We start from the raw sequence: 16,885 nt of genomic DNA on the forward strand, positions 1-16,885 counted from the left end.
AGGGCAGCTTATGTTCCGGAGGTGTTACACCGCATGAGTTATGTGAAATACGGCATTAGTCCGCAGTTAGTTGAGCGAATAAAGCAAAAGCTAAAAAATCCGGCAGCAAAAGAGCGCGTTAAGCTTATTTTGGATGGAGTCACGAAGGCGGACTTGCAAAATCGCCCAGCAGTGCGCAGCCTGCTGCGTAAAATCACACAGGCATTGAACGAATCGTTGAATACGCAGCAGGAAGAGCAGATCATTCAGTTCGTTATCGCGCAGAAGATTGACCCGAACAACACGTTTCATCTCCTGAAGCTGTGGGGGATGTTCCGGTAAATTCAATTATCGTGAAGGAAAGCTCGGTTTTACAATGAACCGGGCTTTTTGACCTTTTCTATGGCCCTGTAGTTTCTTTCCCCTTCCTGAAGAAGAGTATGTCAGTTCGCTCCTTTGCCACACTCTCCCCACCGTTCAGAACAGCAGCAACCCATTCCCCTGCAAACGAGTTCCCTCATCGCGTTAAAAAAACGAATCGAAAATATAATTTTTTGTTCATAGCCAGAGAACATGATGCGGTGCTTCCGTCTATGGTGCTTAGCTCTATTCTCCCATACAGTCAGAAAGGGTAATGTCGAGGATAAGCCTCATGCCGTTTAAGTATGGATATTATGCTACAGAGCGTCGGTTCATGCTCTGGCAGTTAAGCGGACAGCATCTAAAGTCATGATCGGACGTACCGCTCCCTGATGAAAGGGGAGAATGAAGCAAGGGCAGGATGAAGTGATCCCCTTTAGTCTGAATGAGCTATTGCACGAACGGAACATTGCGTTATTCATGAAGAGTGGATGCTTTGCTATTCGATAGATGTTACGCCTTTAGGAGAAAAAGCAACTCTTATCCAAAATGAGGTAAAGGGGACGTTCATATGGCGGAGCAGCTGTATCCTCATTCGCGCACAGGCCAACGAATGATTCCCGCTGCCGGTCATGTTGACATAAAAGGTCCCATTGGTGGTGGAGGAATAATGAAGTGATTTAGGAAATAAGCAGGTGGGGGTATCCGACTTAGAGCTGTTGAATCCAAGTCATTGGGATGAGACTGTGTGTGGGATGACTCGCTTCAAAGACGAATGCCAGTTCTCCCAGCGGATACCCTCTCCCTGTATTTGTTTCGTGTCTAATCTTAATAGGCTGTTACAGCGTCTGGATGCAGGTTGGGTCATCTACTCGCGTATTGCCTACCTTCGCATCCACCGGGTAAGCTTCCATTTCTGCCGCAGAATAAGGGCGGAGGACGGATTGAAGCTGTCCCGTGTCGGTGATGCGGCGGTCAAGCCAGAACGACAGCTGCTCCTCCGGAACGATGACGGGCATCCGATCATGGATGGAGGCCATCAGTTCATTCGGCTCCGTCGTAATGATGGTGCACGTGCTTACCTTTTCCCCTTCGGCGTTCAGCCACGTATCATATAATCCTGCCATGCTGAACAGCTTTCCGTCCTTGCGGACGATGCGCATCGGCTGCTTCGTGCCGTCCGCGTGGCGCTTCCACTCATAGAAGCCGTCTGCCGGAATGATGCAGCGCTTGCGTTCGAACGGCAGACGGAATGCCGGCTTCTCTTGCAGCGTCTCCGCCCGTGCGTTGATGGTGCGCCATGCTATTTTATCGTCCTTGGCCCAAGCGGGAACCAAGCCCCACTTCAGCGGGCCGAGCCGCAGCTTCGTTCCGTCATGAATAAGGGCCAGCACTGCTTGGCTTGGGGCAATATTGTAGCGCGGTGTATGAAAAGGGATGGCCGCTCTCGAATCGATTGAATAATAAGCCATAAGCTGTTCCACTGTAACTGTTAACGTAAATCTTCCACACATGACAGCTGCGCATCCTTTCTTCTTGTGCTGGGATCGTATTGAATACGATTATGATGCCGGATAGGCTCCTCTCCATATTATCACAATCCGATGTTGGTAGTGGAATACAAAGGCTGCATAGTCTGCCCAAGGGGGGGGATATATGCGGGCACCCTCATATGTAATATATCCCGGTTGAAACGGGAATATATGTTCGGTATTCTGTGTATATATAAGAACAGACGTTCTTTGTAGGGGTGATGTTGTGGTGCGGGATGTAATACAGGATGTAATGTGGGACGTAAGAGCAACTATATGAGCAAACCATCGGAACGGATTATTATGCTGGCAGACTGTCAATCTTTTTATGCAAGTGTTGAAAAAGCAGCTCACCCTGAATACAAGAACAAACCGCTCGTCGTAGCGGGAGATCCTGCGCGGCGGTCAGGAATCGTCCTTGCCGCATGTCCGCTTGCGAAGCAGCACGGGATTACGACGGCAGAACGCCTTGGCGAAGCTGTGGGCAAATGTCCGGAGCTCGTTGTCGTTCGGCCCCATATGGAGGAATACATTCGGGTATCGCTACACATTACCGAAATATTGCAGTCGTATACTGATTTGGTCGAACCGTACAGCATTGACGAGCAGCATCTGGACGTGACAGGCAGCCTGTCGTTATTTGGTGATCCAGAAACGATTGCAAAGCGCATTCAACAACAGGTTCAAATGGAAACCGGCGTGTACACAAGAATTGGCATCAGCTGCAACAAGGTCATCAGCAAGATGGCGTGCGATAACTTTGCGAAGAAGAACGCCAACGGAATCTTCACCCTTTCGCGGCAAAAACTTCCTGACGTGCTGTGGCCGCTTCCTGTGCATCAAATGTTCATGATCGGTTCAAGGATGACCGGCCATTTGCACCGGATGGGCATCCGCACGATCGGAGATTTGGCGCAAACGCCGTTATCCAAGCTGAGGCAGCGGTGGGGGATTAACGGCGAGGTCATCTGGCGGATTGCCAACGGTATCGATTCGTCGCCCGTCACGCCGGGCACGCACGATCGGCAGAAGGGAATCGGCCATCAGATGACACTCCCGCGGGACTATGTCATGCAGGAAGAGATCGAGATCGTCATCCTGGAGCTGTGCGAGCTGGTCTGCCAGCGCTGCCGGACGAAGGGATATATGGGGCAGGTCGTGAACGTTGGCTGTCAAGGAGCGGACTTCGACCGCCCGACAGGATTTTCCCGGCAAATGAAAATCGAAGATCCCACGAACATAACGGACGAGGTGTATCGTGCGGCATGTATGCTGTTCCGTCGGCACTGGAACGGACTCCCGGTGCGCAAGATCGGTGTGTCGCTGACAGGTTTGACCAGCAGCGAAGAATACCAACTGACTCTGTTCGACGACCGTGAACGAAAGATGGCATTGGAACGCACGACAGATTGGATTAAACAAAAATATGGCGATACGGCGATAATGCGAGCGACTTCTTTGAAGGAGGCTGGCCAAGCGAAAGACCGTTCCCGAAAAATTGGAGGGCACTACAAATGAGTAAAAAGCTAAAAGCTAATGGTTTATTTGAATCTTCGCGGATGATGCTTCCCGAGCATAAGGAGGCATACGTCCGTCATCAGCAGAGCTTGGAGCGAAAGCGGCGGCCTGTGTTAGATGCGCAGGAAGTAGAGCAAATAGCTCGTGCCATTGCCGAATCCATATGGAATGGTACATCGATTAGGTTGACGGTATACAGTGAATGGGAAGACCGGGAGCTTATCGGTAAAGTAGTCCAGTTCGATAAACAACAAGAACAGATTAAATTGCAGGGGACTGTAGAGTGGGAATGGATTAAGTTCTGCGACATTGTAGGCGCCAGCTTCGCTCTATAGTCTATAGGAGGTTGTTCAAAAAGCCGGCTCCCGAACGAAGGAGTCGGCTTTTTGGTGCCAGCATGCACGATGACACGATGATTCGGAATTGGGTATTGTAATCCATCGCTCGCCAGCTTCGAGTGCGGAATAGCATGAATTAGCAGCAGAGCATGCGACAATGGCGAATATAGGCGGCTTCTGCGGGCATGTCACAGATTGTGAGCGCAATTGCCACAAAGCCCAATTACGTGGCAGACACGTGTAAATACTTTTGCATTAAGCTCCTCACCTCTGCTCGAATCAGCCCACGAAGCATATAGAACGAGTGATGGTACCCACGGCAGACGTACTGGACGCGCACGCCATGCTCCTGACGCTCCTCCTCGTATACTTTGATGCCGCGCTGACGGAACTGCCGCCGGAGACGGAACAGGTCGGTTGAGGCGTCGTCTTGTGCCTGACGCAGCCGCTGAACGTAAATGTCAGCCAACTTCAGCCCTGAAGAGGCAAGACGTTTAATATCACGCTCCAGCACATCGAGAATGAGCGTCTGGATGACGTATTGCTTAACAATGAAGGCATCTTCCCCATCGTGTGGAGGAGAGCCATTCGCAGCGGAAAGAGAACCCATTCCTATCTCTTCCTCCTTCATTTTTATTTGGCCAAGGGTAAATAACAAATCCAAAAAATACGAACTTGTGTTCTTATTATATTTATAATACCGAACAAATATTCGTATTTCAATAGGCGTTCGTGGTCAAAAGACGTAAAAATGATTACAATAGAGACAAAAGTCTCGTCAATACTCCGTCATTCGCAGAGATGTTGGCAGCAGGAAAGGAGAGGTAGGAATGCACATTACGCTGCACCGCGGGGAGATATTGTTTCGCCAAGGAGATCCAGGCACTTACTTATATCGCATCGCGAGCGGCCTGTTCAAGGTTACGCGTCTGCATGAAAACGGCAATATCGTGCTGTTTAACATTTTGTATCCGGGGGAGATTGTGCCTCACCATTCGCTTATTTCGCCCAAGGATTGCCACGGCACGTCCATTGCTATGGTGACAAGCGAGGTGGAGCGTATTCCGGCAGAGGAATGGTATGAGGAGCTTCGTCTCTATCCGGACAAAGCGCTGAGTATCGCTAAGCTGCTCCAAGAGAAGCTCAGATTCATGCAGCAGCGCATCGATCATTTGACAATCGGTGCGCCGGGGGAACGCCTGCAGCTCTTGAAGAAGTGGCTTGACAGTTATACGAAAGAGGCGCCGTTAACGGAACTGCTGACGCAAGAAGAGATTGGTCAGCTTATCGGTGTGCGCCGCGAGACCGTCAACCGGTTAATTCGGCAAGGCGGTTCATAACAGAAGAAGACAAAGACGAGGCCAAGGTAACCGGATGTGCACAAGCATGCCGTACCTTGGCTTTTTTGCGAAACGGATAGAACGTACCGCTAGAACGAGCGCTTCGTCTGGAAAATCTGCTGAGGAGTTATTCTTATTCTCTTGCTTATCATGGGACATTCTTCTCTCTTCATATGTGTAATAAAGACGGATGTATAGTGCAGTGATACGAAGGAGGTAATAAAGCGTCATGGGGAACGAGTTTGAAGCGCAAAGTCTGCCTGAAGAAGGGGTGCCACCCGAATTCAGGGCAGGTTGCCATCCGGCAGGCAGATCACAGGAACGGATATATGTGCCGTACCGAAGTCCGTGCGATCCTTGTCCGCCGCTGCCATTTAAAACGTATGTCGTGCCGCCGAATCAATTCATCGTCTTCCAGCCGCCGAATTGGCCGCAGTTTCCGCCTGAACAAGCTCTGCGCTGCGGGACGCTCTGGCCGGCGCTACACAGCCCATATCGGCCTAGAAGGGGACGGGAGGGAGAGGCAACATGAACGCGCATCCTTTTCATACCGAGGAGTATAGGCAAGCGTTGGAGCAGCTGCAGGTCGTTGATTTTGTGCTGCTGGAGTTGAATTTGTACTTGGATACGCATCCTTGGGATGTGCAGGCCATTCAGCAATTTAATCATTATACGCATGAGAGGATGAAGATGGCCAATCAGTTTCAGGAAAAATACGGCCCGCTGCAAAACTATGGGCGTGCGTATTCAGGATGTCCTTGGTCGTGGATAGAGACGCCGTGGCCGTGGCAGGTGTGAACATTGTGACGCGAACGTTAGACTGTGAAAACATTATTGAGTAATCGATGAACGATAAACAGAAATGGATAGAATGGAGAACAGGATAAAATGGAGAACATCCAAAGGAGGGGACGCTTGATTGTGGGTGTATGAGAAGAAATTACAATATCCCGTCAGGGTTAGCAAATGCGACCCGCGTATGGCAAAGCTCTTGCTGGAACAGTACGGCGGCGCGGACGGCGAGCTAGCCGCAGCGCTTCGTTACTTGAATCAGCGTTACTCGATACCGGATAAAGTGATCGGCCTGTTGACCGATATCGGGACAGAGGAATTCGCCCATCTGGAAATGATTGCCACTATGGTCTACAAACTGACCAAAGATGCTACCCCGCAGCAGTTGGATGCGGCCGGTCTGGGACCTCATTATGTGGCGCACGATAGTGCGCTGTTCTATAGCAACGCCGCGGGCGTGCCTTGGACCGCTGCCTACATTCAAGCGAAGGGGGACCCGATTGCTGATTTGTATGAGGATATTGCCGCAGAGGAGAAGGCGCGCGCCACGTACCAGTGGCTCATCGATATGACGGATGACGTTGACTTGCAGGACGGGTTGAAATTTTTGCGGGAGCGGGAAATCGTGCATTCACTGCGGTTCCGGGAAGCTGTCGAAATTTTGAAGGAGGAGAGGGAAGCAAGAAAGGTATTTTAGAAATGCTAGAGTGAGAGCCGGCGTGTTAAGGGCGCCGGCTGTTGGGCTATACAGAGAAGTATATATCCATATAAATAATGTTACATATAACGTGATTTTGAATAAAATGTTATTAGTAACAGGAACGATAAGAAGGGTTGTGAAAAAACTGTTAAAAACTTTCAATACATATTGACAACAATATACACCTATGGGAATATTGTTAGAGTAACTTACAGGAAATACGAATAATGACTAATCGAAGAAAATTGCATTATGTTTCATTATTTTACATAATATCTCTATCGATAAAGAAGAGGTGGATATCGTTTTGGGCGTCAAGGAATTGGAATTGGTCATTCCCCCGATTGTGGGATATCAATATGTTGCCTATCCTCTTTGTACGGCGCTCACCCGCAAAGAGGCGCTGCCGTGGTTTTACAGCAATTTCATTCACCTTTATTGCCATCACGACCTTGACGAAGAACGCACTTCAGGCTCTGTGCCGTTCAGTTTTTATGGAGAAGATTTCATTCACTGTCCGTGGCTGATTACGCAAAAATTGGAGCGGGAAATCGTGCTCGACTCACCACCAGGAATTGTCGAATTTCTGGTAAATGGTATCAATTCAGGCTATACGATCTCTCTCAATGTCGATGAGTACTATATCCCTCACAGACGAGTCTATCGTCAAACTCATTATGCTCATGATATTTTGGTGTACGGTTACGATGCTGCGAAGCGGACGTTCCTCGTTCTCGGCTATGATGAGGAGATGCAGTTCCGGAAGACGATCGTGCCGTTTCATGAATTGGAGCAGGGATTTCGCCATCTTGAATGGACGGACAACTATCAAGAGCAAATCTATTTGTACAAATTCAATAAAGCAGGGAGCTACCGGCTGGATGCGGCGTTCATCAAACAATCGATGGAAGAGTACATTGCCGCCTGCAATGTTTCCTTGCGCAACCGTGGGACGACTGACCCGTTGGAGGCGGCATTCGGCGTAGAAGTCTATTCTGCGCTCATCTGCAACATACCCGTGCTTGTGCGGAAACGTGATATAAGGCCTATCCATATTTTGTGGGAGCATAAGAAAACGATGGGGCTTCGAATCAATTATTTATGCGAGCAGGGGCTTCTTCCGCCAGCTTTTGCAGGATGCTTCCAACCGATAGAGGAACAAGCTTTTGCCTTGCGGCATTTGCTGATGAAGTTCGCCATGACCGGAGACGATGCTATTCTGGAGCAAGGAATTAACGAAGTGACTTGCATAATGGAAAGCGAAAAACGGATATTGGGAACGGTAGCGGAAGCGCTGGAACACCAGCATGTTCCTCAACATTCGTAACTTAACCCGATTGGAGGTCATTTCTCTGGACGACGCGCGCAAGCTGTATCCGTTAACACATCCGCAAAAGCGCATTTGGTACGTGGAGAACATCTATCCAGGCACGAGCCTCCATAACATTGGAGGACTAATCAAAATTTACGGTCCCGTCGATTTTCAGCTGTTGGAGGAAGCGATAAACCAGTTTATCCGGCAAAACGATGCCATCCGCATACGGCTCGTTGAACAAGACGGCACGGTGCAGCAGACAGTGACAGAGTATCGAAGGAGGACGTTCCCGTTCATCGATTTTACGACTACACCTTCGGATGCTGATGTCGATGCTTGGGTGAGTGCGGAGTTCGCCAATCCCCTGCCGCTGGACGGGGAATTGCTTTACGATTTTGCACTGGTCAAAATTAACGAGTCGGAGAGCGCGTATTTAACGAAAGCCCACCATATTATCTCTGACGGATGGTCTTTTCAACTGATGACGACGCAAATCAACCAAATTTATACGCAGCTGATGCAAGGTGAGGAAGTTCAGCAGGAAGTACGGCCCAGCTATTTAGACTACATCGGACATGAGCATAAGTATTTGTCGTCTTCCCGTCTTGTGAAAAATAAACACTACTGGCAAAAAAAATTCGAGCACGTCCATGACGTTGCCCTGCATACTACGGCAAGCGGCACGTCAGGCAAACGCAAGAAGTTCCTGATAAGCTCGCACACCTCAGAAGCCATTCGCGATTTCGCACATGTGCATCACATTTCGTTGAACACCTTTTTTGTAGCAACGATGCTCCTTTACCTCCACAAAGCGAACCAACAAGACCGCATCATGATAGGCACACCCGTATTAAACCGTACCGGAGTCAAAGAAAAAAACACATTCGGGATGTTTACCAGCACGATGCCATTTCTCGCTGACATCCAATACGAGATGTCCTTCTCCACGTTCATACATAACGTCAACCATGAACTCATCCAATGCTATTTCCATCAGAAATATCCTTACAACTTGCTCGTGCAGGACCTCCAACTTCAGAAGAGGGGGTTGGATCAATTATTTCAAGTGTGCGTGAACTATTACAATACTACATTTGACCGGAGCTTCGGCCCCGGATGGAAAATGCAGCAAATCGAAGTTCATAACGGCAACCAGCTGTATCCATTGCAGGTCATTGTCACTGAATGGTCATCGAATGGCGGGCTGGAGTTGTACTTCGATTACAAAACAGGCGACTATACAGACATACAAATCGATGAAATATACTGCCGCCTGCTCCATTTAATAGATCAAATTATAAGTTGCCCCGATGCCCGAATTGGTGATTTACAGCTGCTGCTGCCGGGTGAACGTGCAGATCTTCTGTACGCGTGCAACATGACGGAACGTACGTATCCTGCGCAAAAAACGATATTGCAGCTATTCGAAGAACAAGTTGAACGGACGCCGGACCGCGTGGCCGCTTCATGCAATGGGCAATCGCTTACGTATCGCGGGCTGAACGATCGAGCAAATCAGCTAGCACGCACGCTGCTGAAGAGCGGGATCCGCCCGCATACGCCGGCAGCCATCATGGGACGGCACTCTCTGGCAATTGTGGTTGGTATATGGGCGGTAATCAAGGCCGGAGGCGCGTATCTTCCCATCGACCCCGATTATCCCAAGGAGCGGATCGAATATATTTTACGGGATAGCGGAGCTTCGCTTCTGCTGACGCACGGCAAGGAATGGGAGCAGTTGTCTTATGAAGGTGCGGTTATCGCGCTCGATGATGAACGTCTATACGAAAACGACAAGAGCAACCTGCCGGCAATGAGCACGGCGGACGATCTGGTCTATATCATTTACACTTCGGGTTCCACAGGCAATCCGAAGGGGACGATGATCGAACATCGAGGACTGGTGAACTATATTTGGTGGGCGAACAAAACGTATATTCACGCGCACGACGATGTGTTTGCGCTCTATTCCTCGATTGCATTTGACTTGACAGTGACATCTATCTTTACGCCGTTAATTAGCGGCAACCGCATTGAAATCTATGAGGACGATGGGAACGAATTCATTGTTCACCGCATTATACGCGACAACAAGGCTACGGTCATCAAGCTGACGCCGGCGCATCTTGCGCTCATCAAAGACATCGATCTGTATGCTTCTAGCGTCCGGACATTCATCGTGGGTGGAGAGGATTTGAAGTGTGCGCTTGCTCATCACATTCACGAGCGGTGTGGTGGCGGCATTGACATCTACAACGAATACGGCCCGACCGAAACGGTGGTTGGCTGCATGATTTACCGGTACGACCCAGCGCGGGACAAGGGGACGTCAGTGCCGATAGGACAGCCGATCGACAACGTGCAAATTTATTTGCTGGACCAGAGATTGGAGCCAGTTCCGAATGGGACGATTGGCGAAATATACATTTCTGGGGACGGCGTGGCCCGGGGCTACTTGCATAGACCAGAGCTGACACAGGAACGCTTTTTGGACAACCCGTTCCTGCCGGGCAAGAGCATGTACCGGACCGGCGACTTGGCCATGCGTCACGATAAAGGCGAGATCGGATATCTGGGCAGAATCGATCACCAAGTCAAAATTAAAGGGTACCGCATTGAGATGGGAGAAATCGAACATCAACTGCTTGCGATGGACCCGATTGAAGAAGCGGTCGTCATTGATCAGACCGGGGATGACGGGCAGCATCATCTTGTCGCCTACTTCGTTGCCGCGGGAGAGCTTGCTTCTCTGGAACTGAGGATGAGGCTGGCGGAGGCGCTGCCTTCGTATATGATTCCAGCGTATTTTGTCCGTCTGGATCAACTGCCGCTGACGCCGAACGGAAAAGTGGACCGCCGGCTTCTGCCTGCTCCGGAACGAGCGCTCGAACAGATCGATACAGGGGAGCCCCATCTCATCGCAGCATTTTTGACGGACATTTTCAAGGAAGTGCTGCAGGTAGAGGAAATGAATCCCCATGACAATTTCTATCGTATGGGCGGCGACTCGATCAAGGCGATTCAGATTGCGTCCAAAGTAAATGCCGCAGGCTACAGGCTGAAGGTTCAACACATTTTGAGTTATCCGGTTATCTATGAACTGGCGGCGCTGATTGAAATGAACGTGTCTGCTTCGGTTGAGCAGGGTCTGTGCGAAGGGACGATCAAGCCGCTGCCGATTACGTCCTGGTTTTTCGGAAGAGAATGGAACAATCCGCATTATTATGTCCAATCCGTTCTGCTTCGCTTAACGCAGAAGGTGACGACCGAGCAGCTGCAGGCGGCGCTATATGCATTAATACAGCATCATGATGCATTGAGGCTGCAGTATGACGAAAGGGCCGGCTGTCTCGCATACCGGCAAGTCGAGCGGGAAGACGTGGAGCTTGCCAGCTGCGACCTTGCCCATCATTCGGCGGAGGAACGGACCGCAGCGTTGAAGAACCGCGCCGAGTCGTTCAAAGCGAGTATGCGTCTTGGCCACGGATTGCTAATTAAATCGCTTTTACTTGATAAAGGAGTACAGGGACAGAGTCTCCTGCTGACGGCGCATCATTTGGTCGTGGACGGCGTGTCTTGGAGAATTATGCTGGAAGACCTTGATCGGCTGCTGCAAGCGGTAATGACCGGGGCAAGCTTGCCTCTGCCGGCCAAAACGAATTCCGTCCAAGCCTGGGCGGAGGCCATCGAAGCATACAGCCACGAGCGAGCGCGCGAGCACCTCGAATATTGGCAGTCTGTCGTGGAAGAAGCGGAAGACAGCTTGAACGCCGATTTCCCTTCAGCTGACGACCGGCATGCCGTATGCGGCACGCTTGTCAGGGAACTGCCCGTTGAAGAGACGCGGAAGTTGTTGGGAGATGCTAACGCTGCGTTCCACACACAGACGAGCGATTTGCTGGTCACCGCGCTAGCAATGGCAGTAATCAGCTTCACAGGCAAGGAGAAGGTCACGTTCGAGCTGGAGGGGCACGGGCGCGAGGAACTGTTCGAGAACATCGACGTATCCAGAACGGTCGGGTGGTTCACTTCGATGTATCCGGTCAACCTCCGTCTGTCTGGCACAGAGCCTGCCGACATCATAAAGAGCATAAAGGAGCAGCTCCGATCCATTCCGAACAAAGGGGTTGACTACGGCATATTAGCATACGGTTCCGGCCGGGTTGCAAAGACCGATCAGGGCTTGCTCCGCTTCAACTACATGGGAGAGATCGACAATCATCTGCACAGCCCGGTGCTGCAAATTGCTTCGGAAGATACGGGAAGCGACACGTGTTCGAGCAACCGGCTATCTTGCTTGGCCGATGTCGTAGCGATGGTCATCGATAAGACGCTCCAAGTCCGTATAACATACAGCACAGCCAAATTCAGCCGGGACACGATGGAAGCGCTGATGCGCGCCTTTATGCAGCGGTTGAACGAGATAATTCAGTTCTGCGCGGACAGGGAACAGTCGGACTTTACGCCATCCGATTTTGAGACGGTGAAGCTGGAGCAAGAAGAGTTGGACGTTCTCTTCAACTAAATAAAGGGGCGAAGAAACGTGGTAAAGAAGCTTGCTTTCTATGTGCTTATGGCGGCGCTGCTCTGCAGCCCGATATCGGCCGCAGCCCAAGAGGACGCCCATTCTGGGAAAGAGCATTCGAATGTTGACGCAGCCGCCATCGAGCGGTTTGTGCAGGCACAGCTCGAGAATGCGCAAAGTCCCGGCGCCGCGGTCGTCATCGTGAGCGGGAATCGGGTGGTGTATGCCAAGGGCTTCGGGGTGGCCGACCGGGAAGCTGGAATTCCGGCAACAAGCTCTACCTTGTTTGAATTGGGCTCGACCTCCAAGGCATTTACCGGCCTGGCTTTATTGCAGCTGGAGCAGCAGGGCGCGCTGCGTCTGGACGACCCGGTAACCCGCTACATTCCGTGGTTGCAACTGACCTACAAAGGACAAGCGGCAAACGTGACACTCGCCCACTTGCTGCATCATACGAGCGGTGTGCCGTTCGCTTCGCTCGCTTCCATTCCGATCGATTCAGGAGAGCAGGCGCTGGAGCAGACGGTGAGAGCACTGTCAGGAGCGGAGTTGGATGACCGTCCGGGAGGCAGATATCAATATGCCACGATCAATTACGACGTTTTGGGGCTGGTCATTCAGCAAGTGTCTGGCATGTCCTATGAAGCTTATATGTCCCAGATGCTGCAACGTCTTGGGATGAATGACACCGTACCAGCGGCACAGTTGACCGATCGGCAGCGGCTGGCCAAAGGATACAAGTTCGCGTTCGGTTCACCGCGCTTGTTCGAGGCTCCAGCTTACAGGGGCAACACACCTGCTGGCTACATACTCTCCAATGCGGACGATATCGGGCGGTGGCTGCTGCTTCAGCTTGGAACGGACCGCATGTCCGAAGGCGATCGAGCCATGATCGAGCGTTCTCATAGGCCTGATACGGCAGTGGTGCCGGACACGAACCAGAACTACTATGCCGCGGGATGGTTTGTTTCGGTTGATGGGGAGGAATGGTCGCACCAAGGATCCAATCCGAATTTTTCGTCCTATTTCATCGTGAGGCCGCAGGAGCGGCTTGGCGTAGGAGTGCTCGCCAATATCAATTCCGCTTATACGTTTCACATTGGGAAAGGTTTGATGCGCTTATTGCGGGAACAAGAGCCGCCGCCCGTTGAAGCGGATTACTATCCGCAGCTAGATCGGATTGCCATGGTTGCGCTTATTGTCATATCCGTCATCACGATCGTGCTGGCAAGTGCAGCGATTCGCATCCCGGGTCAACTGCGTCATCAGCGGCGCGCATTCGTCCCGCCGAAAGGAAGGCGGAGCATCGGACTCGGGGCCGCGTTCGTGCTTACCGGAGCTTACTTCTGGGGCATTGGGGGGCTGCTTGGTAAAGCCTTTGCAGGACTGCCGCTGGATGTAGTCGCGGTATGGTCGCCTGTCACCGTCATTTGGCTCGTATATGCACTCTACATTGTCGGTGGAATCACCTTTCTTTTCTTTATTGCAGTCTGGCTGTTTCCTGCGGGGAAGCGCAGGTCTGAACCGCTCCCGCCTATTGCTATTGAGGAGGTGAAGTAAATGAAATGCAAGCTGTTCTGCCTGCCCTATGCCGGAGGCTCCGCTACAATCTACACGCGGTGGAAGCGTCATCTGCACGACGATATTGAATTGCAGCCCATTGAACTGGCCGGACGGGGGAGAAGGCTGTCGGAGCCCCATTACGGCAGCATGGATGAGATGATTGAGGATTTATGCCGCTGCCTGGACAAACATTTAGACGGGTCCGACTTCGCCTTTTTCGGTCATAGCATGGGAGCGCTCGTCGCCTATGAGCTGGCGCATGCCGTCAAGCGGAGCATGGCGCGGGAGCCAGTCCATCTCTTCGTGTCAGGAACGTATCCTCCTCATGCTCAGAAGACCAATGTGCTTCATACTCTGTCCGATGCCAGGCTGCAGCAGGAAATTATGCGGTTAGGAGGAACCGAGGAAGAGGTCTTTGAGCGGGAAGAACTGCTGCGGTTGTTTTTACCGGTGCTGCGCAGAGATTTGCAGTTGGTGGAGACACACCGCTTCGAGGACAAGCCGGACCTGATTCACTGCGATATTTCCGTGCTGAACGGCAAAGAAGATACCGCCACCGAAGGATTCGACCTTTCGGAGTGGTCCAGGTATGGCAGCCGAGCCTGTCATACCTACGAATTTGCGGGCGGTCACTTTTTCATCAATGAACATACCGTTCAGGTGGTTTCGCTCATCAATGCTGCGTTGCGCAGTCCCGTACTGCAGATGTCCACAAAAAAGGAGCTGTGAACAATGATACAAACCGTTGGAGTAGTCGGAGCAGGTGTAATGGGAAGCGACGTCGCCTTGGATCTCGCTTGCTACGGATACGAGGTGGTGCTGAAGGATATTAGCGAAGACGCCGTACGGCGAGCCAAGGATAAGATTCAAACGGATTTCCGGCTGCTGAAAATGGTCAAGCCGCGGGCGAAGCAGCTTACCATAGAGGACGTTCTCGCGCGGATTACATTTACCACTGCCTATGATGACTTTGGGCGCGTGCAGTTCGTCGTCGAGAACATTACAGAGGAATGGGAGCGGAAGAAAGCGGTGTACATGGAGCTGGCCGAGGCATGCGGCTTACATACGTACTACGCTGTAAATACGAGCTGCATTTCCATTACGAAGGTGGGCGCATTGATGCCCAGACCAGACAACGTTATCGGCATGCATTTCATGAACCCGGTCCCGATGAAGGAGCTCGTCGAAGTTATCCGGGGAGAGCATACATCGGACGAGACCGTTGCTTGCGGGGTGCAGTTTTTGAAATCGTTCGACAAGGTCCCGGTGGTTGTCAACGATTTTCCCGGCTTCGTTACGAACCGTGTCCTCATGCTGACGATCAACGAATGCGTCTGGGCCATTCAGGATCGGGTAGCCGAGCCGCAGGATGTCGATAAAATTTTCCGTCTCGGCTTCGGTCATAAGATGGGACCGCTTGCTACCTGCGATTTGATTGGCTTGGATACAATCCTCAATTCGCTGCTCGTATTGTATGACAGCTATAAGGATCCGAAGTTTCGGCCTTGCCCGCTGCTTGTGAAGATGGTAGATGCCGGATATTTGGGCAAAAAATCGGGAAAAGGATTTTTTGAGTACAGCTTGTAGGGGGGAAAAGCGATGGACAAGGCTACGGAAAAGGCAAAGGAAATTAAATGCATTGTATGGGATCTGGACCATACGATGTGGGATGGTATTTTGTTGGAGTCAGGCGAGGTTATGCTGAAGCCGCATATGCGAGACATTCTCGCGGAGCTGGACTCGCGCGGCATTCTGCATTCGATCGCGAGCAGAAATGATGCGGAGCACGCGATGGACAAATTGCATGAACTCGGCATCGCCTCGTATTTTCTATATCCCGAAATCAACTGGGGTGCCAAATCGATGTCAATCGAGAAAATATGCGGCAACTTGAACATCGGCATGGACACGATTCTGTTCATCGACGACCAGCCCTTCGAACGTGATGAGGTGCAAAGCGTACATCCCGAGGTGGCTTGCATGGATGCTGCGGCATACGAAACGCTGCTTGCTCATCCGCGTCTCAATCCCCGGTTCATTACGGAAGACTCGACGCGGCGTCGTGCCATGTATATGGAGGACATGCAGCGCAAGCAGGAAGAAGAATCGTTTGCAGGACCTCAAGAAGCGTTTCTGAGCTCACTCGGCATGCGCTTTGTCATAAGCGAGGCGAGGGAGGAGGACTTGAAACGGGCGGAGGAGCTGACCGTCCGCACCAATCAGTTGAATGCGACAGGCTATACGTACAGCTACGAGGAGCTGGATAAGATTAGACAGTCTCCGGACTATATGCTGCTGGTGTGCGAGTTGACGGATAAATACGGCTCATACGGCAAAATCGGACTTGCGCTGCTCGAATTGAAGGAAAGCTATTGGCATTTGAAATTGCTGCTGATGTCTTGCAGGGTGATGTCCCGCGGTGTGGGCACCGTCATGCTCACCTATATTATGCAGCAGGCGAAAAGCGAAGGAAAAGCACTGCGAGCCGACTTCAAACAGACGGATCGCAACAGGATGATGTACGTTACCTACCGTTTCGCTAACTTTGTGGAAGTTGCCAACGACGGCCAGGGGAATATTTTGTTTGAAAACGATCTGAATCAAATTCAACCGTTCCCGCCTTATATCGAGGTGAAGGTGACGGTTGCAGGGAGAAAGGGGTAAACGCGATGGAAAACAAGCAAAAAATTCGCGATTTTATTGAAAGCAATCTGGTTGTATTCGAGGATGAGGCGGTATTCTCCGACGACGATCATATTTTTCAAATGGGCTTCGTCAATTCCTTGTTCGCGATGAAGCTGCTCGGCTATATCGAGCAAGAGTTCGGGATTACGGTCGGGAACGAAGATTTGGATATCGCCAATTTCAGCACGCTCAATAACATCGTAAGGCTAATCGAAAAGCATAAGCAGGAGGTGTAAGC

The 16,885-nt window shown here is 51.2% G+C and carries 16 protein-coding genes; 14 read left to right on the forward strand and 2 right to left on the reverse strand.

Translation table 11 applies throughout. The features are described from left to right. Positions 1-33: 33 nt before the first annotated feature. Complete coding sequence (locus M3650_RS00740; protein WP_019424882.1) at positions 34-321, forward strand: stage VI sporulation protein F; 288 nt, start codon at positions 34-36, stop codon at positions 319-321. Between the two features lie 857 nt (positions 322-1,178). Here the strand turns inward: M3650_RS00740 and M3650_RS00745 are convergent. Next, positions 1,179-1,853, reverse strand: a complete 675-nt coding sequence (locus M3650_RS00745) for an SOS response-associated peptidase (protein WP_019424883.1) — start codon at positions 1,851-1,853, stop codon at positions 1,179-1,181. Positions 1,854-2,147: 294 nt separating this feature from the next. Here M3650_RS00745 and M3650_RS00750 point away from each other — a divergent pair, with 294 nt between their 5' ends. Continuing rightward, the gene (locus M3650_RS00750; protein WP_251571585.1) at positions 2,148-3,389 is read left to right on the forward strand and encodes a DNA polymerase IV; all 1,242 of its coding nucleotides are present in this window, start codon (positions 2,148-2,150) and stop codon (positions 3,387-3,389) included. Beyond that, positions 3,386-3,724, forward strand: coding sequence for a YolD-like family protein (locus tag M3650_RS00755; protein WP_019424885.1), 339 nt, complete (start codon positions 3,386-3,388; stop codon positions 3,722-3,724). The genes M3650_RS00750 and M3650_RS00755 overlap by 4 nt, the downstream gene beginning before the upstream one ends. A gap of 226 nt (positions 3,725-3,950) precedes the next feature. Here M3650_RS00755 and M3650_RS00760 read toward each other — a convergent pair whose 3' ends face one another. Then, positions 3,951-4,337, reverse strand: a complete 387-nt coding sequence (locus M3650_RS00760; protein WP_251571587.1) for a YhjD family protein — start codon at positions 4,335-4,337, stop codon at positions 3,951-3,953. Between the two features lie 220 nt (positions 4,338-4,557). Between M3650_RS00760 and M3650_RS00765 the strand changes: the two genes are divergently transcribed. The 11 genes from M3650_RS00765 to M3650_RS00815 all read left to right on the forward strand — a co-directional run bounded on the left by M3650_RS00765 (position 4,558) and on the right by M3650_RS00815 (position 16,883). Beyond that, positions 4,558-5,067: a Crp/Fnr family transcriptional regulator gene (locus M3650_RS00765; RefSeq protein ID WP_019424887.1), complete on the forward strand. Its 510-nt coding sequence runs from the start codon at positions 4,558-4,560 to the stop codon at positions 5,065-5,067. 229 nt (positions 5,068-5,296) lie between these two features. Further along, positions 5,297-5,599 (forward strand): spore coat associated protein CotJA, encoded by a 303-nt coding sequence (locus tag M3650_RS00770; protein WP_483311715.1) that lies wholly within the window; start codon positions 5,297-5,299, stop codon positions 5,597-5,599. Then, the gene (locus M3650_RS00775; RefSeq protein WP_251571589.1) at positions 5,596-5,865 is read left to right on the forward strand and encodes a spore coat protein CotJB; all 270 of its coding nucleotides are present in this window, start codon (positions 5,596-5,598) and stop codon (positions 5,863-5,865) included. Before M3650_RS00770 ends, M3650_RS00775 begins: the two co-directional genes overlap by 4 nt. A 121-nt stretch (positions 5,866-5,986) precedes the next feature. After that, complete coding sequence (locus M3650_RS00780; RefSeq protein ID WP_251571591.1) at positions 5,987-6,556, forward strand: manganese catalase family protein; 570 nt, start codon at positions 5,987-5,989, stop codon at positions 6,554-6,556. 298 nt (positions 6,557-6,854) lie between these two features. After that, positions 6,855-7,886, forward strand: coding sequence for a BtrH N-terminal domain-containing protein (locus M3650_RS00785; protein WP_251571593.1), 1,032 nt, complete (start codon positions 6,855-6,857; stop codon positions 7,884-7,886). Beyond that, a complete protein-coding gene (locus M3650_RS00790) occupies positions 7,867-12,399 on the forward strand; it encodes a non-ribosomal peptide synthetase (protein WP_251571595.1) in 4,533 nt (1,510 codons plus the stop codon). The genes M3650_RS00785 and M3650_RS00790 overlap by 20 nt, the downstream gene beginning before the upstream one ends. 18 nt (positions 12,400-12,417) lie before the next feature. Next, complete coding sequence (locus tag M3650_RS00795; RefSeq protein ID WP_251571597.1) at positions 12,418-13,959, forward strand: serine hydrolase domain-containing protein; 1,542 nt, start codon at positions 12,418-12,420, stop codon at positions 13,957-13,959. Further along, entirely contained in the window at positions 13,960-14,691 is a 732-nt protein-coding gene (locus tag M3650_RS00800) for a thioesterase II family protein (protein ID WP_251571600.1), read from the forward strand. It begins immediately after the preceding gene. 3 nt (positions 14,692-14,694) lie between these two features. Then, positions 14,695-15,549, forward strand: coding sequence for a 3-hydroxyacyl-CoA dehydrogenase family protein (locus M3650_RS00805; protein WP_251571602.1), 855 nt, complete (start codon positions 14,695-14,697; stop codon positions 15,547-15,549). A gap of 12 nt (positions 15,550-15,561) precedes the next feature. After that, the gene (locus tag M3650_RS00810) at positions 15,562-16,626 is read left to right on the forward strand and encodes an HAD-IIIC family phosphatase (protein ID WP_251571604.1); all 1,065 of its coding nucleotides are present in this window, start codon (positions 15,562-15,564) and stop codon (positions 16,624-16,626) included. 5 nt (positions 16,627-16,631) lie between these two features. After that, the gene (locus M3650_RS00815) at positions 16,632-16,883 is read left to right on the forward strand and encodes an acyl carrier protein (RefSeq protein ID WP_019424897.1); all 252 of its coding nucleotides are present in this window, start codon (positions 16,632-16,634) and stop codon (positions 16,881-16,883) included. Positions 16,884-16,885 lie beyond the last annotated feature (2 nt).

This window comes from Paenibacillus sp. MER TA 81-3, from assembly GCF_023713585.1.
GTDB classification, from domain to species: Bacteria; Bacillota; Bacilli; order Paenibacillales; family Paenibacillaceae; genus Paenibacillus_B; species Paenibacillus_B profundus.

Bases quoted from the DNA above. Each gene is read 5' to 3' on its own strand.
- M3650_RS00740 (WP_019424882.1), top strand. From the start codon at position 34: ATGAGTTATGTGAAATACGGCATTAGTCCGCAGTTAGTTGAGCGAATA.
- M3650_RS00745 (WP_019424883.1), bottom strand. From the start codon at position 1,853: ATGTGTGGAAGATTTACGTTAACAGTTACAGTGGAACAGCTTATGGCT.
- M3650_RS00750 (WP_251571585.1), top strand. From the start codon at position 2,148: ATGAGCAAACCATCGGAACGGATTATTATGCTGGCAGACTGTCAATCT.
- M3650_RS00755 (WP_019424885.1), top strand. From the start codon at position 3,386: ATGAGTAAAAAGCTAAAAGCTAATGGTTTATTTGAATCTTCGCGGATG.
- M3650_RS00760 (WP_251571587.1), bottom strand. From the start codon at position 4,337: ATGGGTTCTCTTTCCGCTGCGAATGGCTCTCCTCCACACGATGGGGAA.
- M3650_RS00765 (WP_019424887.1), top strand. From the start codon at position 4,558: ATGCACATTACGCTGCACCGCGGGGAGATATTGTTTCGCCAAGGAGAT.
- M3650_RS00770 (WP_483311715.1), top strand. From the start codon at position 5,297: ATGGGGAACGAGTTTGAAGCGCAAAGTCTGCCTGAAGAAGGGGTGCCA.
- M3650_RS00775 (WP_251571589.1), top strand. From the start codon at position 5,596: ATGAACGCGCATCCTTTTCATACCGAGGAGTATAGGCAAGCGTTGGAG.
- M3650_RS00790 (WP_251571595.1), top strand. From the start codon at position 7,867: ATGTTCCTCAACATTCGTAACTTAACCCGATTGGAGGTCATTTCTCTG.
- M3650_RS00800 (WP_251571600.1), top strand. From the start codon at position 13,960: ATGAAATGCAAGCTGTTCTGCCTGCCCTATGCCGGAGGCTCCGCTACA.
- M3650_RS00805 (WP_251571602.1), top strand. From the start codon at position 14,695: ATGATACAAACCGTTGGAGTAGTCGGAGCAGGTGTAATGGGAAGCGAC.
- M3650_RS00810 (WP_251571604.1), top strand. From the start codon at position 15,562: ATGGACAAGGCTACGGAAAAGGCAAAGGAAATTAAATGCATTGTATGG.
- M3650_RS00815 (WP_019424897.1), top strand. From the start codon at position 16,632: ATGGAAAACAAGCAAAAAATTCGCGATTTTATTGAAAGCAATCTGGTT.